We start from the raw sequence: 23181 nt of genomic DNA, 5'->3' as shown, positions 1-23181 counted from the left end.
ATTTTGGAATATGGCAGGAGTTATGCTTGAGTATACCAAAACCGTGCTTAAAAAGGTTAGTTTTGACACGAAGTTATTTTGTAAAGAGCTTAAAAAGGCAATATCACGGTTGTTGCCCGATGAAGTAGAAGAACTGAAACTCTGGTTGCAACAATTTATAGATGATAAACCAGAATTACAACAAAGTCTTATATTATTAAAGGCATAAAAAAGGAAGCCACTTAAATTTTAAGTGGCTTTTTTTGTGGCATGCCGCTAGTTGGTTGTTGACCTTGAGCTATTGTGGTTCCTTGATGTTTTTTGGTTTCTTGCGCCAAAACTATGACATGATAAGTACTGAGGGCTTATTGAATCACTGGCTTATTTGCTGATCGGACTAATAATATTCACATCTTGAAAAGCAATGGCACCTCGTACAATTCCTGAAATGGTGTCTTTCAGGGCATTCGTAATATGTATTTTAAGTTCCTTCTTGTGATAAATAAGACTTACTTCCCGTGCCGGGCTCGGACTATGGAAATATTTTAAATTCTGTTTTTTTGAAGAATCCAAGGTCATTGTATTCAAGAAGGGCAATAAGGTCATTCCAAGTCCTTCATTGGCTAGATTAATCAGTGTTTCAAAACTTCCGCTTTGCAATTGAAAACGCTCTTCAGCATAATTTTTTGGTGCATTGCACAAGTTTACGACCCCATCACGAAAACAGTGCCCGTCTTTTAACAATAAAATATCACTGATGTCAAGATCTTCGGGATTTAACTTTTCTACATTGGCCAATCGATGATTAATTGGTACATAGCCTACAAAAGGCTCATAATACAGGGGGCGCTCTTTTATAAATTCAATGCCAAGGGGAGTGGCGGCAATCGCGGCATCTAAATGACCATCTTGAATATTACGAATCAGATTTTCAGTACTCTGTTCTTTGATTATTAGGTTGACTTTTGGATATGCCTTTATGAAATTTTTTAAAAACATGGGTAGCAGGGTCGGCATAATGGTGGGGATAATGCCCAAGGTGAAATCTCCACCTATAAACCCTTTTTCTTGATCTACGACATCTTTGATCCGTGCCGCCTCATTTACAATATTTTTCGCTTGGGCCACGATTTTTTTTCCCACTTCGGTAATCGATATGGGTTTTTTGCTCCGGTCGAAAATAAGTACATCAAGTTCATCTTCAAGTTTCTGAACTTGCATGCTCAAAGTAGGCTGCGTAACAAAACTTTTTTTTGCGGCTACGGTGAAGTTTTGATGCTCTGCAACGGCCAATACATATTGCAATTGGGTTATGGTCATACATGATAATTTTAGGCTATAAAAATATAAAAACTATCGATAAAGACTATGGAGAAAACCGTCTTATATTTCTTAATTTTATGGTGAATTTAAAGGAAGAAAGATGAAACTAAATAGCATTGGCCTAAGTGCCGAAAAATCAGGAGAATTAAGTGACGATTTAAACCAGTTATTGGCAAATTTTCAAACGTATTACCAAAACTTAAGAGGTATTCATTGGAATATAAAAGGAAAACGTTTTTTTGAACTGCACCCCAAGTTTGAAGAACTTTACAACGGGGCAAATCTTAATGTCGACGAGATTGCAGAACGAATTTTGACTTTAGGAGGTGTACCACAGCATACCTTTACTGAATATGTAGAAAATTCAAAGGTTCCTGTGGGCAAGAACGTAACCAAAGATGAAGATGCCATTCGTTTAATAGTAGATTCGTTGAAGGAATTATTGGTTATTGAGCGGCGAATTCTCGATGCTTCGGGTGAATCGGGAGATGAAGGAACCAACTCGATGATGAGCGATTTTATTACCGAACAAGAAAAAACGGTTTGGATGATGAAAGCTTGGTTGGCCGAGGAGATTTAAAAATACTTTTCTCGATTAAAAAAACTGTCGTTGGTAATCCTAGCGACAGTTTTTTTATGTCAAAAAAAGACTAGTGGCACCTAGTATACAGTATTGCTGAATTTGAAGTCTCAAGATTTACCGAAATATCCTTTTTTATTTAAAATGGAAATTCATTTGTAGGTAACCATTGAGGGCCTTCCGATTTGAATACCCTTTCTTTAAAAGGGGAGGCAATATAGAAAGGAACAGAGGGTACTAGAACTTTAGAGATATAATCGCCATAAGTACTGAACGCCGAATAGTTTTCAGCAGCTCCTTGTTTGATTTCAAAGGTTTTATTAGCGAACATCTGGGTAACTGCCGAAGGAAATATGCCTTCAGGTATTTGGGGCAGTATCACTTCGTTTTGTTGACCGTCAAAAATTAATTCCACACGAACAGAAGGGTTCTCGGCAGTAAGGACTGCGCCACCCGTACGAATGCCTATCAATCGAATTCGACCTACTTCATATTCAGGGAGACCGGTAAAGCGAACTTGACCGTTTGAAAAACTATAATCAATCGAGGCATCTGGTATCGTGATTCTTGAAGGAGGTTTTCCGGAACCTTCCCAAGTGTAATTGGCTACTTGTCCCGAATACGTGTAATAGTCAAAAATGTCTGCAAAATAATATTTCTTGATAGAAGAAGTAGGTCCCTCCAAATCATCCGAATAAAGCAGGTGACCTGTTCTAGCACTGTACATGGCCTCATTTTCATACCCAGTTATTTTCATTATCGGACTTAGAAAACCACTATCGATTTCAAAGGTAGCCGCGGTAACTCTAGATTTAGTAAAGTCTTCTGGTGCCAAAGTAGTTCTAGACTGTAGGTCGGTAATCCAAGCCCATTGATAGCTATCCGCTATGTTCTTGTTGAAGTAACTAATAAATGTTTTGTTGGTCGCTAGTTCGTTGCTGAATTTGGTAGAAACGTGTCCTGAAAATTTGCCGTTATAATATATTAAGGAGTTCCATGGTCCCGATGCCCGCATTTGATAGCTGTCTTCATAAAAGGGAACGTCAAGCTTAAGTGATGCAGGGCTTAATCCGCCTGATGTTTTGTTTAGGTTTATCGCGTTGCCCAACATCCCTTTTGAGAGATTGCTATAAACGTAAAAATTGAAAATGGTATTATTAAAATCATGGATAAAGGTTAAAATGAATTCACTATTCTCGTTGGTTTCGGCAAAAGAACAAAATTCCAAGGTTTCGATTTCACCCGATGAATGCGTACGGCTATCTATAAAATTACCATCGGAATCACTTATAACGATATGTATTTTTTCTATGCCTTTACGCATGAAATCTTTTGGAAAATTAATTGCCATAATTTTCTCCCCTATCGCGATGTCAATAGAATCTCTAGAAATGTTTCCATGGTCATCTTCCGAAATGAATTTGAGATTGCCCTCTCCGGCAGGAAGTTCTTCCGGGTTTAAAATAAAAGAGAAATCTGTGCTATTGTCCCTTTCTGAAACTAAAATATCATCAAGAAATACCGCTAGACTCTTTACGTTGGAAACGATATCTGAAATTCTCGGTGAAACTCGAATTTTATTACAGATGAGTTCATTTGCTGCAATGGAATCAATAGATAATTGAGGACCAATATTGTCGATTTTGACTGTGATGGTTTTAGATGCAACCCTCTTACCATTGGAGTAGACGGCTACTTTTAACTTATGCTCACCCTCATCAAGGGTCTCGATATCCAATATGAAATTGTAAGGTGGTGCAAGGAAATTTTCGATATTTTGGTCGTCCAAAAAAATCTCAAGACGGGAAATGTCGATTTCAGTAGAAAGTGTGACCGTTATTTCCTGGTTAGATAAAACCGTATTTTCAGTGATGTCTAGCGTAATAGCGATGGCATTTAAATTGTTTTCTTCTTCGATGGCCGTGTTATTCTCTTCTGATGAACAGGAAAATAAAACAATGAAAAAAAAGATACTCCAAAAATGAGGTCGATTTGGCATGGAACGAATTTAGGTTGAGTTGATAAGATTAGGGCTTTTATTGAAGCAATCGCACACCACTGAATTGAAAGTCAGCTGTAGAATGCTCCTATCTTCAACTTGCAAAGAAAAGATTGTCTTTCTTATATTCAGTTTTAATATCGATGTATCGGAATAATTAAAGTTCAATTGCAACTGTACCCAAGGAACCACTGATAAATTTTTATCAACTGTAAAACGAATGTGCCTATTGTCTTGTCCCCAATAATGATTTTAGGTATCTTAATCAACGAATTGATTGAAGATAATTTATGAAAGATATCGAGTTAGGGCAAATTCAAAAAATGCTTCAAGAGCAGGAATATATAGGCGACGGCGCTATCGCAATGTCTATTTTTCTTGCTATGAAACTGGAGAAACCATTGCTTATTGAAGGACCTGCGGGAGTAGGTAAGACTGAAGTCGCCAAGGTAATGGCCAAAGCATTGCATACCGATTTAATTCGTCTGCAATGCTATGAAGGGCTCGACAGTACGCACGCACTCTATGAATGGAATTATCAACATCAATTGTTATATCTTAAAATGCAAGAAGAAAAAGGGCAAAGCGCCAAAGCGCTTGTAGAGACCATTTTTTCAGAACGTTTTTTGTTAAAAAGACCAATTTTACAGGCGATAACCCATTTGAAAAAGCCGGTTTTGCTAATTGACGAAATTGACCGGGCCGATGAAGAGTTTGAAAGTTTTTTGCTAGAAGTTTTGTCCGATTGGCAAGTGACTATTCCTGAAATCGGTACCATACCTGCAACCCATAAGCCTCAAATCATTTTGACGGGGAATCGCACCCGTGAACTCTCCGAAGCACTTCGAAGAAGATGTCTTTACCTATGGATCGATTATCCCGATTTTGAAAAAGAATTGACCATAGTGAAAACCAAAGTACCCGAAGTAGATACAAAATTGGGAGAGCAGATTTGCATCTTTATGAAAGAGCTTCGACAATTGAAACTAGAAAAAACTCCTGGTATTTCAGAGACTATCGATTGGGCTAGAGCTTTGGCCGGTATGCACTTGACACATTTAGACAAACAGACCGTAGAAGATACCTTGGGAGTCGTATTAAAAGATTGGCAAGATATGCGTCATACCCGAGATGCGCTTTCCGAACTGTTAGAGAAAACGGGAGTGGTATCCCGGATTGGATAGAAGGGTCAGATGCACGAAGCACGACGTTCGATGCAAGAATATATAGAAATCATGAATAAAGTAATGTAAATATGTTAGCGCGGTGAGCGAAGCGAAATTTAAGTTCGAAAAACTACGTATTTGGCGGGATGTGATGGAGTTGGGTGAGGAAATGGACCTTATGACAAATGAATTTCCTAAAAAGGAAGTATACAATTTATCTTCCCAAACCCGAAGAGCAGCTGATTCAATTGCCTTAAATATCTCAGAGGGTTCGATTTTGCAGTCAAAGCCTGAATTTCGAAGATTTATGGGATACGCAATTCGTTTATTATCCGAGCCGTTACTTGCTTGCACAAGGCAAAACATCGCAAATACATCAATTCAGCTGTATTCGAAAAGCATTATGATTTTTGTTATATATTGATAAATGCGATGATTGCTTTATGAATAAATTATAGCGGTCGCTTGATTTATCGAGCATCGAGCATCGAATACCAAGCATCCAACAATCAACAGTTCGCATTTAGAATTCAGTACCCGTTGCCATGGAACAACCACTTATCCAACACAAAACAGAACTTTCGGGAAACATAGTCCTGCTATGTAGATTCCTAAGAAAAAAAGGATTTCCTGTAAGCGTCATTGAAGAAGCCGATGCGCTCAGTGCCCTGTCTCATTTGTCGATTCGTCGAGAAAAGGAATTCAAAGAGGCATTAAAGATTGTATTGGCTAAAAATCAATACCAGTTTGAAAAGTTCGATGGGTATTATAAAGAATTTTGGGACCAACTTTACAAAGCCGTCAATTCTAAAACCAAAGACACTTTAGAACGAAAGAGCAAACGTAGTGAAGCGAGGGAACAAGAAATTCGCTTTGATTCCTTAAAAAGCTGGTTAAACCTTAAACCTTCCGAAGAAGAGAAGGCGGTTTCTTCCTATAGCGAAATTGAGGTTTTGACCAAAAAGAATTTTTCCGATCTAAATGAGGATGAAATGCTTTTAATGATGCGCTTGCTTGAAAAGTTGGCACGTAAAGTCGCCCATCAAAAGAGCAGATTGCGAAGAGTATCCAAAAAAAAGAACAAAATAGATTTAAAGCGAACCATTCGTATGGGTATGCGCAAAGGTGGTGAAATTCAAAGGCTGGTCTATAGTGAAAAAAAAGAGAAAAAATTGAAATTGGTGCTGCTCTGTGATGTTAGCAAGTCTATGGATTTGTACAGCCGGTTTTTTGTGCACCTGATTTATGCCTTCCAGAATGCTTATGATAAGATAGAGACATTCGTTTTCAGTACGGCCCTGCACCGTGTAACCACTATACTTGATAATTACGAATTCAACCAAGCCTTCGATATTATTTCCGATAGGGTGCCCCATTGGTCGGGAGGTACGACTATTGGAAGTTGTTTGCAAGATTTCGTTTCCAATTACCGGCATAGCTTATTGGATAAAAAAACGATTGTCTTTATTTTAAGTGACGGATGGGATACGGGAGAACCCGCGCTTATGGAAGCGGCAATGAAAACTATTTACAAATCTTCGAGAAAGGTAATATGGTTAAATCCACTGGCAGGAAGCACCAATTTCTCTCCAGATGCATTGGGCATGAAAACGGCCTTACCCTATGTAGATTTGCTCGCCTCTGCCCACAATTTAGAAAGTCTTAAACAAGCCATAAGGCTGTTGCCAAAAAAACGAAATTTAGTCGATCAATACACTTAATTTATAATCAGGTTGATACTACTTATTCAGATTTCTTATCAATAATGAAAAATTAAATTAAAAAATTTACGGATATCGTATCAAATTTTTATCTTCAAGGACAATTAATTGTAAGAATAGAATTGATGTCGCTTTCATAAGCACATAATCATAAAAATATATAAAGAGTGAAGATTACTGGGAATTATCTACTGAGTGCGAATAGAGATGTATTATGGAAAATGTTAAACGATCCAAAGGTATTGGAAAAGGTGACTCCTGGAATTAAAACATTAGAGGCTCAAGGCGAAGATTTATATAAGGCGATTTCCGAAGTTAAAATAGGGCCTGTTAGAGGACAATTTCAAGGAGACCTTGCTCTTAAGGATAAAGTTGAAGGAGAAAGCTGTAGTGTAGTCTTGGACCAAAAGAGTAAAATGGGAAATGTTGTAGCCGAAATTGGTATGACGTTGGTTCAAAAGGAAGAAAATCAAACAGAAGTACAATATACTGGAGAAGCTAAAATGTCAGGAATGTTGGCGCGTATGGGACAACGGATTATGAGCGGAGTGGTCAGCACGCTATCCAAGCAATTCTTCCAAGCTATGGAAAAAGAGTTACAAGACCGAACGTAAATCCCTTTCGTGATTTACAAGCATCTTCGTCATATGATTTCTGAATATAAAGTCTAGGGCTATGCCTTTTGCAATGGAAATGGGGTACCCAAAATAAGAGCGCATTTAAATTTACATATATATGAAAATAACTGTTAAGGTCAATGGGGTCGCACACACCCATGAAGTAGAACCAAGAATAAGCCTTACCCATTATTTACGGGAGATATTAGACCTCACCGGCACACACATCGGATGTGATACCAGTGGTTGTGGTGCCTGTACTATTACTATGGATGGTAAAGCGGTCAAGTCATGTACCATTTTGGCTGTTCAGGCCGATGGTAGTGAGATAACTACCATAGAGGGTATGGCCAATGGCAATGAAATGCATCCGATTCAGGCAGCATTTAAAGAACACCACGGGTTGCAATGTGGCTTTTGCACGCCCGGAATGGTCATGACCGCGGTAGATATTTTGAAGAATAATTCCAATCCAACGGAAGAAGAAGTCCGGCATGGATTGGAAGGCAATTTCTGTAGATGTACAGGATATCACAATATTGTTAAATCTATTCGGCATGCCGCTGAGCAAATAAACAGCTAGAATATGGAAAAGTTTATAGGAAAATCTGTTAAAAGGCGTGAAGATGCCCGATTTCTAAAAGGGGCCGGAAAATATACCGACGATATAAAGTTGCCTAAAATGACACAAGCGGCATTTGTCAGAAGTCCGTATGCCCATGCAAAAATTCTTTCCGTTGATACCTCCGAAGCCGAAAACGCCGAAGGTGTGGTGGCCGTATTTACTGCGCAAGACGGTTGCGGGGAATATGGTGTTCCCTGCGGTTGGCAAGTAGATTTCAAGAATGGGGAAACGATGCGTGAACCACAACACCCTTTATTGGCCAAAGATAAAATTCGGCATTTAGGAGAAGCAGTTGCCATAGTTATTGCCGAAAGTTTGGAGCTCGCCCGTGATGCCGCCGAATTGGTCGAAGTTGATTATGAAGAACTACCGGCGGTGACAGATCCAAAAAAAGCGATGGAAGACGGTGCACCCTTGGTTCACGAGCAATGGGCAGATAATGCCGCGTTCGATTGGTGTATCGGTAACGATAGGGCAGAGGTAGAGACAGCACTCGCCAGTGCCTATCATGTTACCGAGTTGGAATATCGCAATCAGCGCTTGGCACCTAATGCCATGGAGCCCAGAAGCTATATTGCCGATTATGATGTAAATGCCGATAAATGGACACTCTATACCAGTACACAGAACCCACATTTGATTCGATTGTTATTATGTGCCTTTGCTTTGGGGATTCCAGAGCATAAGGTTCGGGTAGTATCCTATGATGTAGGTGGCGGATTTGGAAGTAAAATTTACCACTATACCGAAGAAGCACTCTTGACATGGGCTTCGAAGGAGATTGGAAGACCTATTAAATGGACATCCGATAGAAGTGAGGCGTTTTTAACAGACGCGCATGGTCGAGATCATGTGGTTCACTCTAGAATGGGTTTTGATAAAGAGGGTAAGATTGTAGCCCACCTTACCGATGAGTATTGTGGGTTGGGAGCCTATCTTTCTACATTTGCTCCTGCGGTGCCCACCTATTTGCATGGTACGTTATTTCAAGGGGTTTATACAACGCCATTGATTCACCTTAATGTGACTGCCCCATTTACACATACGGTGGCGGTTGATGCCTATCGGGGTGCGGGTCGTCCTGAAGCGACCTATTTGTTGGAGCGCATTATCTCAAAAGGAGCGCAGGAAATGAATATGGATCCTACGGAAATTCGATTGAAAAACTTTATTCCTCCGTTTGATGGTGTCGAACAACCCGGTTATCAAACTCAGGTAGCGTTACAATATGACAGTGGAAATTACCATGCCGTTTTAAAAAGAGGCTTGGAAATGCTCGGTTATGAAGATTTTAGAAAAGAACAGAAGGAGGCACGTGAGAAGGGAAGATTATTAGGGGTAGGATTCTCCACTTATATCGAAGGTTGCGGAATAGCCCCTTCGGCAGTTGTTGGTGCTTTGGGTGCTCGTGCCGGACTCTATGAAGTAGGGCAGGTTCGTGTGCAGCCGACCGGAAAAGTATCGGTCTATACCGGGGCCCATTCCCACGGTCAAGGCCATGAAACGGTCTTTGCACAGTTCGTAGCAGATAAGTTGGGCATTCCTATGGATGATGTTGAAATCGAACATGGCGATACCGAACAAGTTGCCTTTGGTATGGGTACCTATGGTTCTCGAAGTCTGGCCGTTGGAGGAAGTGCCATTGTAAAGAGTATTGAGAAAATATTAGAAAAAGGAGCGAAAATTGCAGCGCATAAATTGGAAGCCGCTGAAGGCGACCTGGAATACGCCGAAGGAAAGTGGACCGTGAAAGGAACCGATAAATCCGTTTCTTTTGGTGACGTATCGCTTACAGCCTATGTGCCCCATGATTATCCGGAAGGTTTAGAACCCGGACTTGATTTTTCCAGTTTTTATGATCCTAGCAATTTCACCTACCCTTTCGGTACTCATATCGCTGTGGTCGAGGTTGACCCCGATACCGGAAAAGTCGATTTAAAACGCTTTGTAGCCTGTGATGATGTGGGTAATGTAATGAACCCGATGATCGTCGATGGTCAAATACAAGGTGGTGTTGCCCAAGGAGTAGGACAGGCGCTACTCGAAGAAGTAGTGTACGATGAAGGCGGGCAAATGATAACGGGTTCGTATATGGACTATGCCATGCCAAGGGCCGATGACCTCCCGATGATAGAATCTGATCGTACGGTTACACCTTGTCCGCATAACCCGTTGGGCGTAAAAGGTGCAGGTGAAGCCGGTGCTATTGGGTCGACCCCGGCCGTAGTCAATGCGGTAGTCGATGCCTTAGCCCATTTGGGAGTTTCCGATTTGCAAATGCCGTTAACCCCACAGCGTGTTTGGAAAGCAATGCAGAATTAAAATAAAAATCTGAAGAAATGATACCATCTAAATTTAATTATATAAAAGCAACTTCGGTCAATGAGGCCGTTAGTTTGTTGGACGAGCACGGTTTTGATGCAAAAATTTTATCAGGAGGCCACAGTTTGATTCCTGCCATGAAATTGCGGTTGAACCGGCCTGAAGTGGTCATCGATATCGGGGGCATTCCGGGAATGGATGTCATTACCGAAGAGGGTGATGCCGTTGTTATTGGTGCCAATTGTACCCATCAACAGATTCTAAATTCTGAGATAATTTACAAAAATGTAAATATCTTAAAACAGACCGCAGCAACCATTGGAGATGTACAGGTACGAAATAAAGGCACTATTGGTGGAAGTTTGGCCCATGCCGACCCCTCGGCCGATTATCCCGCTACGGTGCTTGCCTGTGATGCCACAATCATCGTAGAAGGAAAAAATGGGAGTAGAACAATTGCGGCCACCGATTTCTTTCTGGGTATTTTTACCACGGCACTAGAAGATGACGAAATTATTACTGCTGTTCGCTTTCCGAAAATCGCACATGGCAATTATCACAAATTTTACCAGTCCGCATCACGATTTGCAGTCGTGGGGGTAGCGGTCGTTTTTGATGGTAGCGGGGTTAAGGTTGGCGTTACGGGAGTAGCCGACACTCCATATAGAGCCACAAAAGTCGAGGAAGCCTATAACGGCGATAGTAGTGCTGCCGAACATGCCGTTGATGGGGTAGCGGTAATGAGTGACCATTTTGCCGACGAAGCGTATCGATCACACTTGGCCAAGGTCTTTGTGAAGAGAGGGCTGGAAGCGTAACTGTCGAATAGAATTTGAAATAAAAAGGTGGATAAAAAGTCGAAACAAGCAGTCATTACGAACGCAGTGAAGTAATCTGTGTGTTGATTACTGGCAACTTAAAGATTGCTTCGTACCTCGCAATGACGTAATTCAAGACTTTTTATCCACCTTTTTAATGAACTTCTAGATTTTCCGGTTTTTTACTTTTGCATTTTCAGATAATAATCCGATGAATGTTTGCCAGACCCATAGAAAACAAAGAAGATACAAACCAATAATGTGACCGAGGCCACTAATAAATTGTTGAGGTTCATTTCTCCCAAAAAGTTAACCAGCACCGCTCCGATTAAAATAGGTAATTGGGCAATGACGGCCCAACGGGTCAATAAACCGATGACGATTAAAAAACCACCGACAAAATGGGCCGGGGCTACATAATGTAAAATTCCCATACCACCAGGCATGTTCTGAAAGGGTTTTATGACTTCTGCCAGTTGCGCCTGGTTTGACATAAAATCAACTCCTTTCATAAAGAGAAAAACGCCTAATGCTACGCGTAACAGATCAAGAGGGTAATACGTGTGGGCATTTGCCCACTTGTTTAAAGATTTAATTGTTGCCATGACGAAGAATGTATTGATTGTGCCTATTTAAGGTACTCATTTTTAGAATACTATGAAAATAAATTAAAGCGAAAAGAAGGGTTTGGCTTTTTATAAGTGATGAAGTATTCAATCATTTACCGTCTACAATTACATTATAAATGAAAAACGACTTCATTATTTCGAGTTGTCATAACTTTGGAGTAGAACGGTTTTAAAAATAAGGAAGGATGAAAGTTTTATTTGTTGGAGGTACGGGAAATATAAGTATGGCGTCAAGTCGCTTAGCTATTACTAAAGGAATCGACCTATACCATTTGAACCGGGGAAAGACAAAAGCAATCTTGTCAGGTGTGAAAACGATTCTTGGTGATATCACCAAACCCGATACATTAACTGAGTTAAAAAAACATGATTGGGATGTTGTCGTAAACTGGATTGCTTTTACAGCAGAAGATATTGAACGTGATATTTCGTTGTTTAAGGGCAAAACAAAACAGTATATTTTTATAAGTTCTGCCTCCTGTTACCAAACGCCCTTGCTTTATCCGGTAATTACGGAGTCGACCCCCTTGCACAATACGCTTTGGGATTATTCCAACGACAAGATTAAATGTGAAAATCGTTTGATGAAGGCCTATCGTGAAGAAGGTTTCCCGATAACGATCGTACGACCCTCCTTAACCTATGATACAGTTATACCTATTGCTATTGGAGGATTTAGGTATTATAACACGGCAGATCGTATACTCAAAGGGCAAGAAATCATCGTTCATGGCGATGGCACTTCGTTATGGACGGTCACCCATGCCGATGATTTGGCGAAAGGTTTTGTGGGACTCTTGGGCTTGACACAAGCCATCGGGCATGCCTTTCATATTACTTCCGATGAAATTTTAAGCTGGAATACCATTTATAAAATATTGGCCGAAAGCCTGGGTCGTGAAGCGAAAATGGTGCACATCGCTTCCGATTTTATCTGTAAAATCGAACCTTCGTACACCGGTACACTTTTGGCCGATAAAGGTGAAAGTGTCATTTTCGATAATACCAAGATAAAAACGTTTGTACCTAGCTTTAAAGCGACCATTCCATTTGCCGAAGGTATCAAAAGAACGTTGCGTTGGTTGGATGATCATCCCGAAAGAAAAATCATAGATTCCGATGAAGCTAAAAGGATTGAAAATATTTTAAGTGCGTATAAAGGGCTTTAAATATAAACTGAAAAGTATTTGATAGTTGTAAAATAATATGAAAAACACGATAGTAATCCTTATTGCCCTGATTTTTAGTGTCCAGTTAATTTTTGCTCAAAACAGTTCATTCGAAACGGAAAAACTTGCAATTACTGCTAAGATTTGGGGTTTTTTAAAATATTACCATCCTGAAGTGGCCGATGGGAAATTCAATTGGGACAAACATCTCTTCGAGATATTACCAAAAGTTAAAAGTGCTAGAAGTAAAGAACAATTAGCGCAAGTCTATTTGGATTGGATTGAAAGTCTAGGACAAGTTAAACCATGTAAAAATTGCAAACCAGCAAAAGACGTTACCTATTTTTATAAAAATTTCAATTTAGATTGGATAACGGATAACCAACTATTGTCAAAGCAGCTCTCTGAGAAGCTTAACTACATTGAAGAGAATAGGCATCAAGGGAAAAAACACTATGTAGATTATTACAGTCGCAACCTTAAAATTACCGATTTTACCAATGAGATCGACTATAAAGGGTTTAACTGGGAAGATGCAGACTTGAGGTTACTCTCATTATTTCGATATTGGAATATGGTAGAATATTTTTTCCCTGCCAAATATCAAACAGATATGGCTTGGGACGAAGTTTTAGTTAAAATGGTTCCGAAGTTTTTAAACCCAAAATCGGAAACAGATTATCATTTGGCAATGGTAGAATTAGCCGCTAGTATTGACGATGGTCACGTCAGGCTTAATACGCCAAAAACGTACCGTTATTTTGGTCATTATTATCTTCCAGTAGCATTTAAGTTAATAAATGATAAGGCAGTAGTTACCACAATTTATAACGATTCATTGGCAAAAGTAAATGATTTGAAAATTGGCGACATTATTACAAAGGCCGATAACAAGGCAATTAAAACTATATTCCAAGAGGAAGAAAAATATATAATGGGTTCAAATAGCGCTAGAAAAAGACTAAACGCCACCTACTATACACTTAATGGTGCAACGGATTCTTTGAACATAGAAGTTATAAGAAACGGTAAGAAGTATACGAAGCCGATAAAAAGGTACTTGTATAAAGATTTTAAGTACAAAAAAAATGAAGATGATACCGAAAAGTATAAAATTTTAGAAGGTAATATTGGGTATGTCGATATTGGGGCAATAACGAATGTACCTGAAATAATGGATGCTTTAAAAAATACAAAAGCCCTAATTGTTGATGTCAGGAAATCAACAAGCGAGACTCCCTACCATTTTGCAAGCTACATTACCTCTCAAAGAAGAGACTTTTACAAGGCCATATTTCCTGATTTGAATTATCCGGGTAAATTTATTTGGAGTAAAATTTATCAAAGTGGTACGAACAACAAACTAAAATATACCAAAAAGGTGGTTTTATTGGTTGATGAGAATTGTCAAAGCCAACGTGAATTTACAGCGATGTGTTTACAGGTTGGCGACAATGTTACTACGATAGGAAGCCAAACTTCTGGGGCAAATGGCAATGTAACCATATTTAATATGGTTGGCGATTACAAAACACAATTTAGTGGTGTGGGGATATTTTATCCTGATGGTACCGAAAACCAAAGAAAAGGGGTCAAAATAGACATAGAAGTTAAGAAATCTATTGAGGGGATTGCCGCAGGTCGCGATGAAATTCTAGAAAGAGCGATTAAATTTATAAATGAGTAGTGGTATTGTTGCACTACAACTCAAGAAACCAGGGTATTAGGGACTTTGTAAACGGGGTTTTGTATTTTTATAGCGTCCGAATAACCTTTGCTTGAATGTGTTGGAATAGCATTGAAAAAGAAGAAACTTAAGCATACCCTAAAAACTTATTGTTGACATCGGTTGCAGGTCGACCAGTTGAGGGGAGAGGTTATAGCCAATTAAAAAATATGGAATTAGGGTATCTAAATAGCGTTAGAAAGCAATTTGAATATTATAAATCTGTTGGAGAAAAAACATTCGATCAATTGGATGAAGGAGATTTTTTTTGGCAGTTTAATGAAGAATCAAACTCAATTGCTATCATTGTTAATCATTTATCGGGCAATATGAAATCGCGTTGGACCGATTTCCTGACTTCCGATGGGGAAAAGGAATGGCGGAATCGTGATTCGGAGTTTGAATCTGTAATACGTTCCAAAGAAGAACTTCTTATAAAATGGAATGATGGATGGAAATGCCTTTTTGAAGCATTGGATTCAATAAACCTAGAAAATTTTAAAACAAAAATTTTTATTAGAAACCAAGGCCATTCAATCGTTGAGGCCGTTAATAGGCAATTCGCCCATTACTCTTACCATATCGGACAAATAGTGTATATCGGTCGAATGCTAAAAGGCAATGCATGGAAAAGCTTGACCATACCCAAGGGAGAATCAGCGAATTTTAATACAGTAAAGTTTTCTAAAGGAAAACATGACGGACATTTCTCAGATGATTTAAAATAGAAAAAACAAACGAAAACCGTTAACGGCAAGTTTAGAATTTGTCTTGAATATGAACATTATAATTCAAAATGCGAGCTAGATTGACACAAATGGGAATCAAGATAGTCATATGCGCACAACAAAGATTGAGAACCGTTCTAAAAAAAATAAATATTTAAATATGACATTTTTCAAAACCGCTTGCATAGGTATAGCAGTTTTAGTTTTACATACTACGACTTATGCCCAAGAAAAGTACAATTTAAACTTTGATGATTTTGATTCCGAAAATGAATTTATGCCTGAAGGTTGGTTCAAATGGGGGAATTATGAAAATTTGAATGGTGAAAATTTAACTGGTGAAAAACTCGATGAAAATAATTACGTAGGAAAAGTTGTGTCAGACCAAAAGGGCAAGTTTGGATGTATCACCTATAAAATTCCTGCGCATTATGTGGGTGACACCATTCGACTTAGTGGTCGTATAAAGTACGAGAATGTAAAGGGTTTTGTTGGACTTTTGATGCGTGTTGATGGTAGTGGTAGCAATAAATCACTGGCATTTGAAAGCATGCAGAAATTGAAAATCAAAGGAACAAACGATTGGAAAGAATATACTATAATGTCACCCTATCCGGTGGGTGCCGAATCTATATATGTTGGTGGTATTTTAGCAGGAAAAGGAATAGCTTGGTTCGATGATTTTAAAATTACTATTGATGGTAAAGACATTCAAGAATTAAAGAAAACACCTAAGAATTATTTAAAAGATTATAATGCTGATAAACTTGACACGGCAATTCGAGATAATTCAAAACCTATAAATTTATCGTTGGCCGATAGTTTGTTCACCAGTTTAGACCCGTTAATAGAAAGACTCGGCAATAAAAAAATTGTCGCCATTGGTGAAAGTACCCATGGCACATCAGAATTTTATCAGATGAGGGAAATCATCACGAAGAGACTGATTGAAGAAAAAGATTTTAACCTCTTTGTGTTAGAGAGTCCATACGATGATATTGAACTTTTAAATAAAGATCTGTTAGAAAAGCCTTTAGATGGCTTGATCAAAAAACATCTGCTTTCAATTTACCAGACTAAAGAAATGAAATCGTTTTTACAGTGGTATAAAGAAAACTACTTGCGCAATGATATTAAGTTTAAGGGCTGTGACGACTCTTATTGGGTATTTTATGAGGTTTTGATTGATAATGTTGAGGATATAAATGACAAGAAATTAAACAGACTTCTGAAAGAACTAAAATCTAATATTGATAAAATCGCCATTGGTAATCTGAAGAAGGAGTATAAAAAAAATACTGCTATCTATAATAACATTTTAGATGTTGAAAGTCATTTAAAGGCTACCAATAATTTGAACGAAAAGATTGAAGAAATAATATTCAATGGAAAAAATACGTACATCAACTACGCAAACATGAAGAACAAAAAGCAATTTCAAAGTCGTGATGAAATAATGGCGGAAAGAATATCTTTTTTTGCAAAAAACAAGAGCAATAAAATCATTGTGTGGGCTCACAATGCACATATTTCGAACCAAATTATTGCAGATAACGAAATAGGGGTCATGGGTAGGGATCTAAAAAAAGAATTCGGAGAGGCTTATCATTCCATTGGGTTTTCAACACTAGAAGGTAGCTATTCTTTTATAGATGAGAAATTCATTAATGGAGACCATTTGTATACTGATGAACTTAAGAAGGCCACGCTAGAAACTACAGAAAACCATCTTTGGGAAAATGTGCTGGCTTTAAATGGAAGTGCTTTTTATTTGAATATGACAGCACTGAGAAAGGAGTCTAACCTTGATGCAGTTATCGGACCAACAAAATTGATTGGTTATAGCAAAGAAACAAATATGGATATTTATCAAACACCATTTATGAATATATTTGATTCATTGGTGTTTATTAAAAAAACAAGTGCAACGACACCGCTTGACGAATAAAAAGTGCAGTTGCCAACACCCATTAGGGCAGGGCGTTAAATGCCAATTAATAAGTTTCGGGCTTGTTCGTCAGATAATTAGTGTATGTCCTATTAAGTAAAAAACGAGCAACATCAAAACTGCAAAATACTTGCAAATGATAAAAAACTTAACGGTCTCTCTAATTGTTTTGATCCTAAGCTGTAACCACTCTATTTCTCAAGAAATAGCATCTCAAGGGCATAATCCCTACAAACTCTCACGGAAAGAAGTACAATGGATGCATCAAGCTACATTACAGCAATTAAAAGGGTGCCGGGTAAAAGGTACCAATGGCCTATGGTTGCATACTCCTGATGGGGTTGGCAATTATAAGGCCCTTTGGACACGTGATTTTTACTATATGGTCGAATATGCAGGAGATTTAATGGACCCAGCGGAAATTAGAGCAACGATTCACTACTTAATCAATGGGCAGCGCGAAGACGGTTGTATGCCCGACCGTGTGAATATTGATGGAAAGCCCGTTTACAGTCCCGGTCCGGATAATAACCCAATGGCGGACCATGCTTTGGACAACGGGCCTTTTATGGCGCTGCTTGTATGTTCTTACGCAAACCAGTTTAAAGATGGGGCTCTTTTTCGTTCGGTTGAGGAAAAGCTCCGAAAAGGTCTCGACTTTATAAATCGATCGGCGAGTGGTTTGGTGTACAATGACCCCGAAAATGCGCAGTGTGTTTACGGGTTTACCGATACTGTAAAGAAGACTGGCAACCTTTTGTTTTCATCACTGCTCTATTATAAGGCCTGTAAAGAAATGGCAGTATTATGTAGAACATACGATTTTGGAGATCCAGAGATTTACAAAGTTCGTGCTGAAAACATCAAAAAAAATATGTACACGCTGCTAGACGAAAAGTCGGGCATGTTCTGGGCCGCTGATAAAGATTGCAAACAAATTGATATTTGGGGAAGTGCTTACGCCGTTTCTATCGGAATAACGAACGGGGAACAAAGCGAAAGAATTTCGGATTACCTGATTCGGAATGCCGATCAAATTTTTATGAACGGACAAATCAGACATTTGCCCGGAAGTGATGCCGGTTGGCATAATTTATTTGTACCCATTGCAAAAGGAACCTACCAAAATGGTGCGTATTGGGCAACTCCGTTAGCGTGGGTCGTTCCGGTAATAGCTCAACAAAATAAGCCTTTGGCAAAGAAGATACTGCAAGATGTTATCGTCGATTTTCAACATAATGGAATCAACGAATGTATCAACTCCGACTATAAGAACATTCCCAATTATGTGGCCAGTGCCACCAATGTATATGGGCTTACCCGTTGATATGTATTACGTTAAAATGCCTAGTGACAAGTTATTCGGTATGGTTCAGGTCAATTGTAGAACTGGCAATTTTGACTTGATTATTTAAATAAAAAATAGATAAAGAACCTTTAAAAGGTATTCGCTATCATGAGTAAAGTAGCTATATTTATGAGTTAGTCTCAATTTTAACTACTTCTAGAATAATCAACAAAACATGACAATTCATAAATTTTTTCTTGTTATCTCGCTTCTTTCCACATTAAAATTGGCAAGTGCCTCTTTTCCTGATATTAAAACCTTTACTAGTGAGTCCTGTGATGCATTAAATCTTAGAAAAGGAGTTTACACCCACTCCTCTTTTCAAAGTAAAAGTAGGGGCAATGTAGATTTCAATGTCTATCTTCCTCCAACATGGTCTAAAGAGAATTCATCAAAATATCCGTTAATTTTATTACTTCATGGTCAAAATGGAAGTGAATATTCATTCACTAATGACCTTCCCGCAGACAGTCTGAACTATTGGATTAAAACTGATTCGATACCAGAAGTAGTTGTAATTGCATTAAAAGGTGGAGATGATACGAGTAGTATGCAATGGTATAGTGACGCTAACGTAAAGATGATTACCAGCGATGAGGACAGTGAGTTGAGGAAATATTGCAATGAAAATTTCAACACGTCAATTGAAAATTCTCAAATTTCCATAATGGGTCATTCCAGAGGAGCCGCAGGTGCACTTTATTTCGCTGTAAATTTCCCCACTAAATTTTCTTCGATTGTTTCCCTTGCCTTTGTTAGTGACTATATCATTGAAGATCTTAAACAATCTATTGATAAAAACCAGGAAAAGATAATTAGTAGTGGAATCAAGATTCAGATGTACATTGGTAATAAGGATCGGTTTGTTCTTAAGGGCAATAGAAGAGGTAGTTGGGTAATTAGTTCTTATTTAATGGAAAAAGGCATTGTGAACGAGTTAATAACATTTGAAGGAAAAACCCATGACATATGCGAGCTATTCGAATCTCCCAACAAATTGGATTATTTTAAGTTCTGCACGCAAATGTGGAAAAACCACAGCGACTAACACAACCTATAAACAATACGGGCTTCGGGCTTATCCCAGGGTTTGCGTATTTCTATGAAGTCGCAAAATCTTTTGGATTTTGCTTTTGAGCGGGACAAAGAAAATAAGAAAACAAAAAGATTTCGCCTTGTGCATGACGGAAAGCAAACGCTAGTTTGCTCCCGTAATGTTCATAGCTAAACAGTTGACGGAAATATAAAGAAACCGCAGAACACACAACAAACTTCCTAACTTCCATTAAAAAAATTGCGCAGTTAAATGATTGCGTTTATATTTGCAGTCAAATAACTGCATAATGAAATTAAGAAGAGACGTTTTCCAAGCCATAGCCGACCCAACAAGAAGAACCATTATCACATTGGTAGCGGCAAGTGCAATGACACCAAGTGCTATTGCCGAAAATTTTGATTATTCCAGACAAACCATTTCCAAGCACATTCAAATCCTTACCGAATGTGAGTTGTTAAAACAAGAACAAAAGGGAAGAGAAATATACTATGAGCTTAACCCTAATGGAATGAGACAAATAGCGGATTTTATTGAGCCTTTTAGAAAAATGTGGGATGACCGTTTCAATACACTAGAAGAGTTAATGAAATCGAAGGTTCACGAACACAAAAAATAAAATGAACAAGAAGTGAGTAAAAAATAGCAATCAAACACAAAATAATATATGGAACAGAAAACTAAAATAAATGCCCTAGAGGGCAAACAAGAATTATTCATTACTAGAGATTTTGACCTTCCAGTAGAATTAGTCTATAAAGCATATACCGAAGCAGCGTTTGTATCTCAATGGATGGGTACCAAAGTGATAAAGCTTGAAAACAGGAATCACGGAAGTTATGTGTTTGAAACCTCACATGAGGGAAAAGTAATGTTTAAGGCGAATGGAACCATACACAAGCTTATTCCCAACCAAGAGATGGTACGAACTTTTGAAATGGAAAATATGCCGATAGGCGTACAATTGGAATTCTTGAATTTTGAAAAAGTTACAGAAGACAAAAGCAAGTTAACCATTCAGATTATATACAAATCAGAAAAACACCGAGCAGAGCAGCTAAAATTACCATTTGCTTATGGCTTAAATATGGCCCATAGTAAACTTCAAGAAATCCTAGAACCTAAGATTTGATAACATAAAAATTGAAGATATTAAAAACTATCTACTTCAGAAATTTGATAAGTTACATTTAGTCGAAGCATAAAATGACCTTTTCTTAATGCACGAAAAGAATGATAAACTTCCGTTCGCAACTTTAATAACAAGGGATAATGAATATGATGCAGTATCCAATCTTAACAGAGAAGGTTTCCTTAGATTAAATTTTCCTGTTGATAAGCAGACTTTTGAATCGGTATTTAAAGAACTTCCTAACAGTAAAAAACTTGAAGCTTATATGCACCTTGGAATTGACTTCACCAATGAAGATACCCTAATGCCCCATCCAACTTATGGTTCTATGATTTGGGTGTGTATTGCTGACCCTTCAAGAAAAACGTTTGAAGCATGAATTAAGAAATATTTAAAGCAATCCTATCAAAAAATAAATTAAAATGAAAAAAAGAGACAAAATTATTTATTGGGTTCTTACCATTTTTCTTTCGTTTGGAATGTTAGCAGGTGGTATTCAGCAATTACTGCAAATTGGTGGCTATAATGAAATCATATCACAATTAGGCTATCCCTTATACTTGTTAAGTATTCTTGGCGCTTGGAAGATTTTAGGTGTAATCGCCATTTTAAGTCCGAAACAACCTTTGCTAAAAGAATGGGCGTATGCAGGTTTTTTCTTTGCAATGTCAGGAGCATTCATTTCGCATTTAGCAGTTGGTCAATCATTTGCAGAAGCAATACCTTCATTAATAGTATTGATTGTGACGGTTTTATCTTGGTATTTTAGACCTGCCAATAGAAAATTGGAAAAACAATAGATATGGCTGATTTAAAACCTAAGACTGTTGATGAGTTTATCGACATTTCACCGGAAGAATCTCGGGGAGTTATGATTAAGCTTAAAAAGTTAATTGAAGTCACAGAACCAAAAGCCGAAGGTGGCATTAGTTGGAATGTGCCAATTTATAAATACAACGGAATTCTTGCTGGGTTTTCCTTAGCTAAAAAACACGTCAGTTTTGGCATAGATTCATTAACCGAAGAAATGCGTAAAATATTGGAAGAAAAGGGGTATAAAACAGGAAAGAAAACCATTCAGATAAAGTTTGACCAAGATGTTCCTACAAAAGAATTTAAGCTACTGATTCAAGAACAGGCTAAGCTCAACGCATTATAAAATCAAATGGAAATCAAGGAACATTCAAAAAGCGGCATTAAAATCGCAGAAATTATTTCAAACGAAATTATAATTAAAACCACAGAAGATGCCTTGGATTTAATGGGAAACATCTATTATCAAGGTTTTGATAAAATCATTTTACATCAAAAAAATATTGCACCAGCATTTTTTGATTTAAGAACGAAGATGGCTGGAGATATACTTCAAAAATTTACGCAATACCGAATGCCTTTAATTATAGTAGGTGATTTTTCAATGTATTCGAGTAAAAGTCTGAAAAACTTTATCTATGAAAGCAACAAGGGTACACAAGTTAATTTTTTAAGTTCTTTAAATGAAGTACTGAACACATTGTAAACTAAAAATATGCTTAAATGGAAAAAGTAGACCAATACATCGAAAAGATAAAGAACTGGAAAGAAGAAACCATTCTCTTGCGAGAAATCTGTTTAGAATGTGGCCTCGAAGAGGATTTTAAATGGATGCACCCCTGCTATACATTTCAAGATAAAAACATTGTACTCATTCATGGTTTTAAGGATTATTGTGCCTTGTTATTTCATAAAGGAGCATTACTGAATGATGCTAATAGCCTTTTAATTCAACAAACCGAAAACGTTCAGTCAGCTCGTCAAATTCGATTCATCAACAAACAGGAAGTGATTGACTTAAAGACCATTATTAAAACCTATATTTTTGAAGCTATCGAAGTCGAAAAAGCAGGGCTGGAAGTAAAAATGAAAAAGACTTCTGAATATAAAGTACCTCACGAACTTGACGAAACATTTGAAAACAATCCTGAATTAGAAACCGCATTTTATAACCTGACCCCAGGAAGACAAAGAGGGTATTTACTCTACTTTTCACAGGCAAAGCAATCCAAAACGCGGATTTCAAGAATTGAAAAATCAATCCCTAAAATACTAGAAGGAAAGGGTTTAAATGATCGAGAAGTATAAAACATCCAATTAGATATGAAAAACTATCCTAAAGACAAATTAATACAAGCCACAACAGTTATTGAGTCGCTATTACATAAATGTGAAAAGTATATGCTAAAACTTACGGATAAAACGTCATAGCATACTTTACTAAAGAATAGAATCGAGGCTCTCAAAATTGCTTTAATATTTAT

Annotated in this window: 25 protein-coding genes; 22 read left to right on the top strand and 3 right to left on the bottom strand. The window is 37.9% G+C overall.

The genetic code is table 11. From position 1 onward, the window contains the following. Window positions 1-10 precede the first annotated feature (10 nt). Window positions 11-208 (top strand): hypothetical protein, encoded by a 198-nt coding sequence (locus AACZ88_RS03385; RefSeq protein ID WP_339706172.1) that lies wholly within the window; start codon window positions 11-13, stop codon window positions 206-208. 152 nt (window positions 209-360) lie between these two features. On the opposite strand, the gene AACZ88_RS03380 is transcribed toward AACZ88_RS03385, so the two are convergent. After that, window positions 361-1299 (bottom strand): LysR substrate-binding domain-containing protein, encoded by a 939-nt coding sequence (locus AACZ88_RS03380; protein ID WP_339706169.1) that lies wholly within the window; start codon window positions 1297-1299, stop codon window positions 361-363. 103 nt (window positions 1300-1402) lie between these two features. On the opposite strand from AACZ88_RS03380, the gene AACZ88_RS03375 reads away from it, so the two are divergent. Continuing rightward, window positions 1403-1882, top strand: a complete 480-nt coding sequence (locus AACZ88_RS03375; protein ID WP_339706166.1) for a Dps family protein — start codon at window positions 1403-1405, stop codon at window positions 1880-1882. A 139-nt stretch (window positions 1883-2021) separates the two neighbouring features. On the opposite strand, the gene AACZ88_RS03370 is transcribed toward AACZ88_RS03375, so the two are convergent. Then, a complete protein-coding gene (locus AACZ88_RS03370) occupies window positions 2022-3881 on the bottom strand; it encodes an Ig-like domain-containing protein (RefSeq protein ID WP_339706163.1) in 1860 nt (619 codons plus the stop codon). 290 nt (window positions 3882-4171) lie between these two features. Between AACZ88_RS03370 and AACZ88_RS03365 the strand changes: the two genes are divergently transcribed. The 7 genes from AACZ88_RS03365 (at window position 4172) to AACZ88_RS03335 (ending at window position 11150) form a co-directional block, all read left to right on the top strand. Beyond that, on the top strand, window positions 4172-5065 hold the full coding sequence (locus AACZ88_RS03365) for a MoxR family ATPase (RefSeq protein ID WP_339706160.1): 894 nt from the start codon (window positions 4172-4174) through the stop codon (window positions 5063-5065). 133 nt (window positions 5066-5198) lie between these two features. Further along, window positions 5199-5471 (top strand): four helix bundle protein, encoded by a 273-nt coding sequence (locus AACZ88_RS03360; protein ID WP_339706457.1) that lies wholly within the window; start codon window positions 5199-5201, stop codon window positions 5469-5471. Window positions 5472-5592: 121 nt separating this feature from the next. Then, window positions 5593-6768, top strand: coding sequence for a VWA domain-containing protein (locus AACZ88_RS03355; protein WP_339706157.1), 1176 nt, complete (start codon window positions 5593-5595; stop codon window positions 6766-6768). A gap of 167 nt (window positions 6769-6935) precedes the next feature. Further along, window positions 6936-7382, top strand: a complete 447-nt coding sequence (locus AACZ88_RS03350) for a carbon monoxide dehydrogenase subunit G (RefSeq protein ID WP_339706154.1) — start codon at window positions 6936-6938, stop codon at window positions 7380-7382. A 121-nt stretch (window positions 7383-7503) separates the two neighbouring features. Further along, window positions 7504-7968 (top strand): (2Fe-2S)-binding protein, encoded by a 465-nt coding sequence (locus AACZ88_RS03345; protein ID WP_339706151.1) that lies wholly within the window; start codon window positions 7504-7506, stop codon window positions 7966-7968. Between the two features lie 3 nt (window positions 7969-7971). Beyond that, on the top strand, window positions 7972-10332 hold the full coding sequence (locus tag AACZ88_RS03340) for a xanthine dehydrogenase family protein molybdopterin-binding subunit (RefSeq protein WP_339706148.1): 2361 nt from the start codon (window positions 7972-7974) through the stop codon (window positions 10330-10332). A 17-nt stretch (window positions 10333-10349) separates the two neighbouring features. Further along, window positions 10350-11150, top strand: a complete 801-nt coding sequence (locus AACZ88_RS03335) for a xanthine dehydrogenase family protein subunit M (RefSeq protein ID WP_339706145.1) — start codon at window positions 10350-10352, stop codon at window positions 11148-11150. Between the two features lie 182 nt (window positions 11151-11332). Here the strand turns inward: AACZ88_RS03335 and AACZ88_RS03330 are convergent, their stop codons facing one another. Next, window positions 11333-11755 carry a DoxX family protein gene (locus AACZ88_RS03330; RefSeq protein WP_339706142.1) on the bottom strand — a complete coding sequence of 141 codons (423 nt, stop codon included), beginning with the start codon at window positions 11753-11755 and terminating at the stop codon, window positions 11333-11335. Window positions 11756-11964: 209 nt separating this feature from the next. On the opposite strand from AACZ88_RS03330, the gene AACZ88_RS03325 reads away from it, so the two are divergent. The 13 genes from AACZ88_RS03325 (at window position 11965) to AACZ88_RS03265 (ending at window position 23005) form a co-directional block, all read left to right on the top strand. Next, window positions 11965-12948 carry an NAD-dependent epimerase/dehydratase family protein gene (locus tag AACZ88_RS03325; RefSeq protein WP_339706139.1) on the top strand — a complete coding sequence of 328 codons (984 nt, stop codon included), beginning with the start codon at window positions 11965-11967 and terminating at the stop codon, window positions 12946-12948. 37 nt (window positions 12949-12985) lie between these two features. Further along, window positions 12986-14635: a S41 family peptidase gene (locus AACZ88_RS03320; RefSeq protein WP_339706136.1), complete on the top strand. Its 1650-nt coding sequence runs from the start codon at window positions 12986-12988 to the stop codon at window positions 14633-14635. 209 nt (window positions 14636-14844) lie between these two features. Continuing rightward, window positions 14845-15402 carry a DUF1572 family protein gene (locus AACZ88_RS03315; protein WP_339706134.1) on the top strand — a complete coding sequence of 186 codons (558 nt, stop codon included), beginning with the start codon at window positions 14845-14847 and terminating at the stop codon, window positions 15400-15402. Window positions 15403-15562: 160 nt separating this feature from the next. Beyond that, window positions 15563-17350 (top strand): erythromycin esterase family protein, encoded by a 1788-nt coding sequence (locus AACZ88_RS03310; protein ID WP_339706132.1) that lies wholly within the window; start codon window positions 15563-15565, stop codon window positions 17348-17350. A gap of 136 nt (window positions 17351-17486) precedes the next feature. After that, window positions 17487-18677: a hypothetical protein gene (locus tag AACZ88_RS03305; RefSeq protein ID WP_339706129.1), complete on the top strand. Its 1191-nt coding sequence runs from the start codon at window positions 17487-17489 to the stop codon at window positions 18675-18677. A gap of 196 nt (window positions 18678-18873) precedes the next feature. Then, on the top strand, window positions 18874-19746 hold the full coding sequence (locus tag AACZ88_RS03300; RefSeq protein WP_339706126.1) for an alpha/beta hydrolase-fold protein: 873 nt from the start codon (window positions 18874-18876) through the stop codon (window positions 19744-19746). A 295-nt stretch (window positions 19747-20041) separates the two neighbouring features. Continuing rightward, the gene (locus tag AACZ88_RS03295) at window positions 20042-20371 is read left to right on the top strand and encodes a metalloregulator ArsR/SmtB family transcription factor (RefSeq protein ID WP_339706123.1); all 330 of its coding nucleotides are present in this window, start codon (window positions 20042-20044) and stop codon (window positions 20369-20371) included. Window positions 20372-20419: 48 nt separating this feature from the next. After that, window positions 20420-20884, top strand: coding sequence for an SRPBCC domain-containing protein (locus AACZ88_RS03290; protein ID WP_339706120.1), 465 nt, complete (start codon window positions 20420-20422; stop codon window positions 20882-20884). Window positions 20885-20972: 88 nt separating this feature from the next. Beyond that, the gene (locus AACZ88_RS03285) at window positions 20973-21263 is read left to right on the top strand and encodes a DUF6194 family protein (RefSeq protein ID WP_339706118.1); all 291 of its coding nucleotides are present in this window, start codon (window positions 20973-20975) and stop codon (window positions 21261-21263) included. Between the two features lie 43 nt (window positions 21264-21306). Continuing rightward, window positions 21307-21684: a DoxX family protein gene (locus tag AACZ88_RS03280; protein ID WP_339706116.1), complete on the top strand. Its 378-nt coding sequence runs from the start codon at window positions 21307-21309 to the stop codon at window positions 21682-21684. Between the two features lie 2 nt (window positions 21685-21686). Then, entirely contained in the window at window positions 21687-22043 is a 357-nt protein-coding gene (locus tag AACZ88_RS03275) for a DUF1801 domain-containing protein (protein WP_339706113.1), read from the top strand. 6 nt (window positions 22044-22049) lie between these two features. Further along, window positions 22050-22403, top strand: coding sequence for a DUF4180 domain-containing protein (locus tag AACZ88_RS03270; RefSeq protein WP_339706110.1), 354 nt, complete (start codon window positions 22050-22052; stop codon window positions 22401-22403). A 17-nt stretch (window positions 22404-22420) separates the two neighbouring features. After that, window positions 22421-23005 (top strand): YdeI family protein, encoded by a 585-nt coding sequence (locus tag AACZ88_RS03265; RefSeq protein ID WP_339706107.1) that lies wholly within the window; start codon window positions 22421-22423, stop codon window positions 23003-23005. Window positions 23006-23181: the final 176 nt, after the last annotated feature.

Source organism: uncultured Kriegella sp. (assembly GCF_963975415.1).
In the GTDB taxonomy this organism is placed as follows: domain Bacteria; phylum Bacteroidota; class Bacteroidia; order Flavobacteriales; family Flavobacteriaceae; genus Kriegella.
Note: the sequence above shows the minus strand (reverse complement) of the source record. Positions and strands in the feature narration are given on the sequence as shown.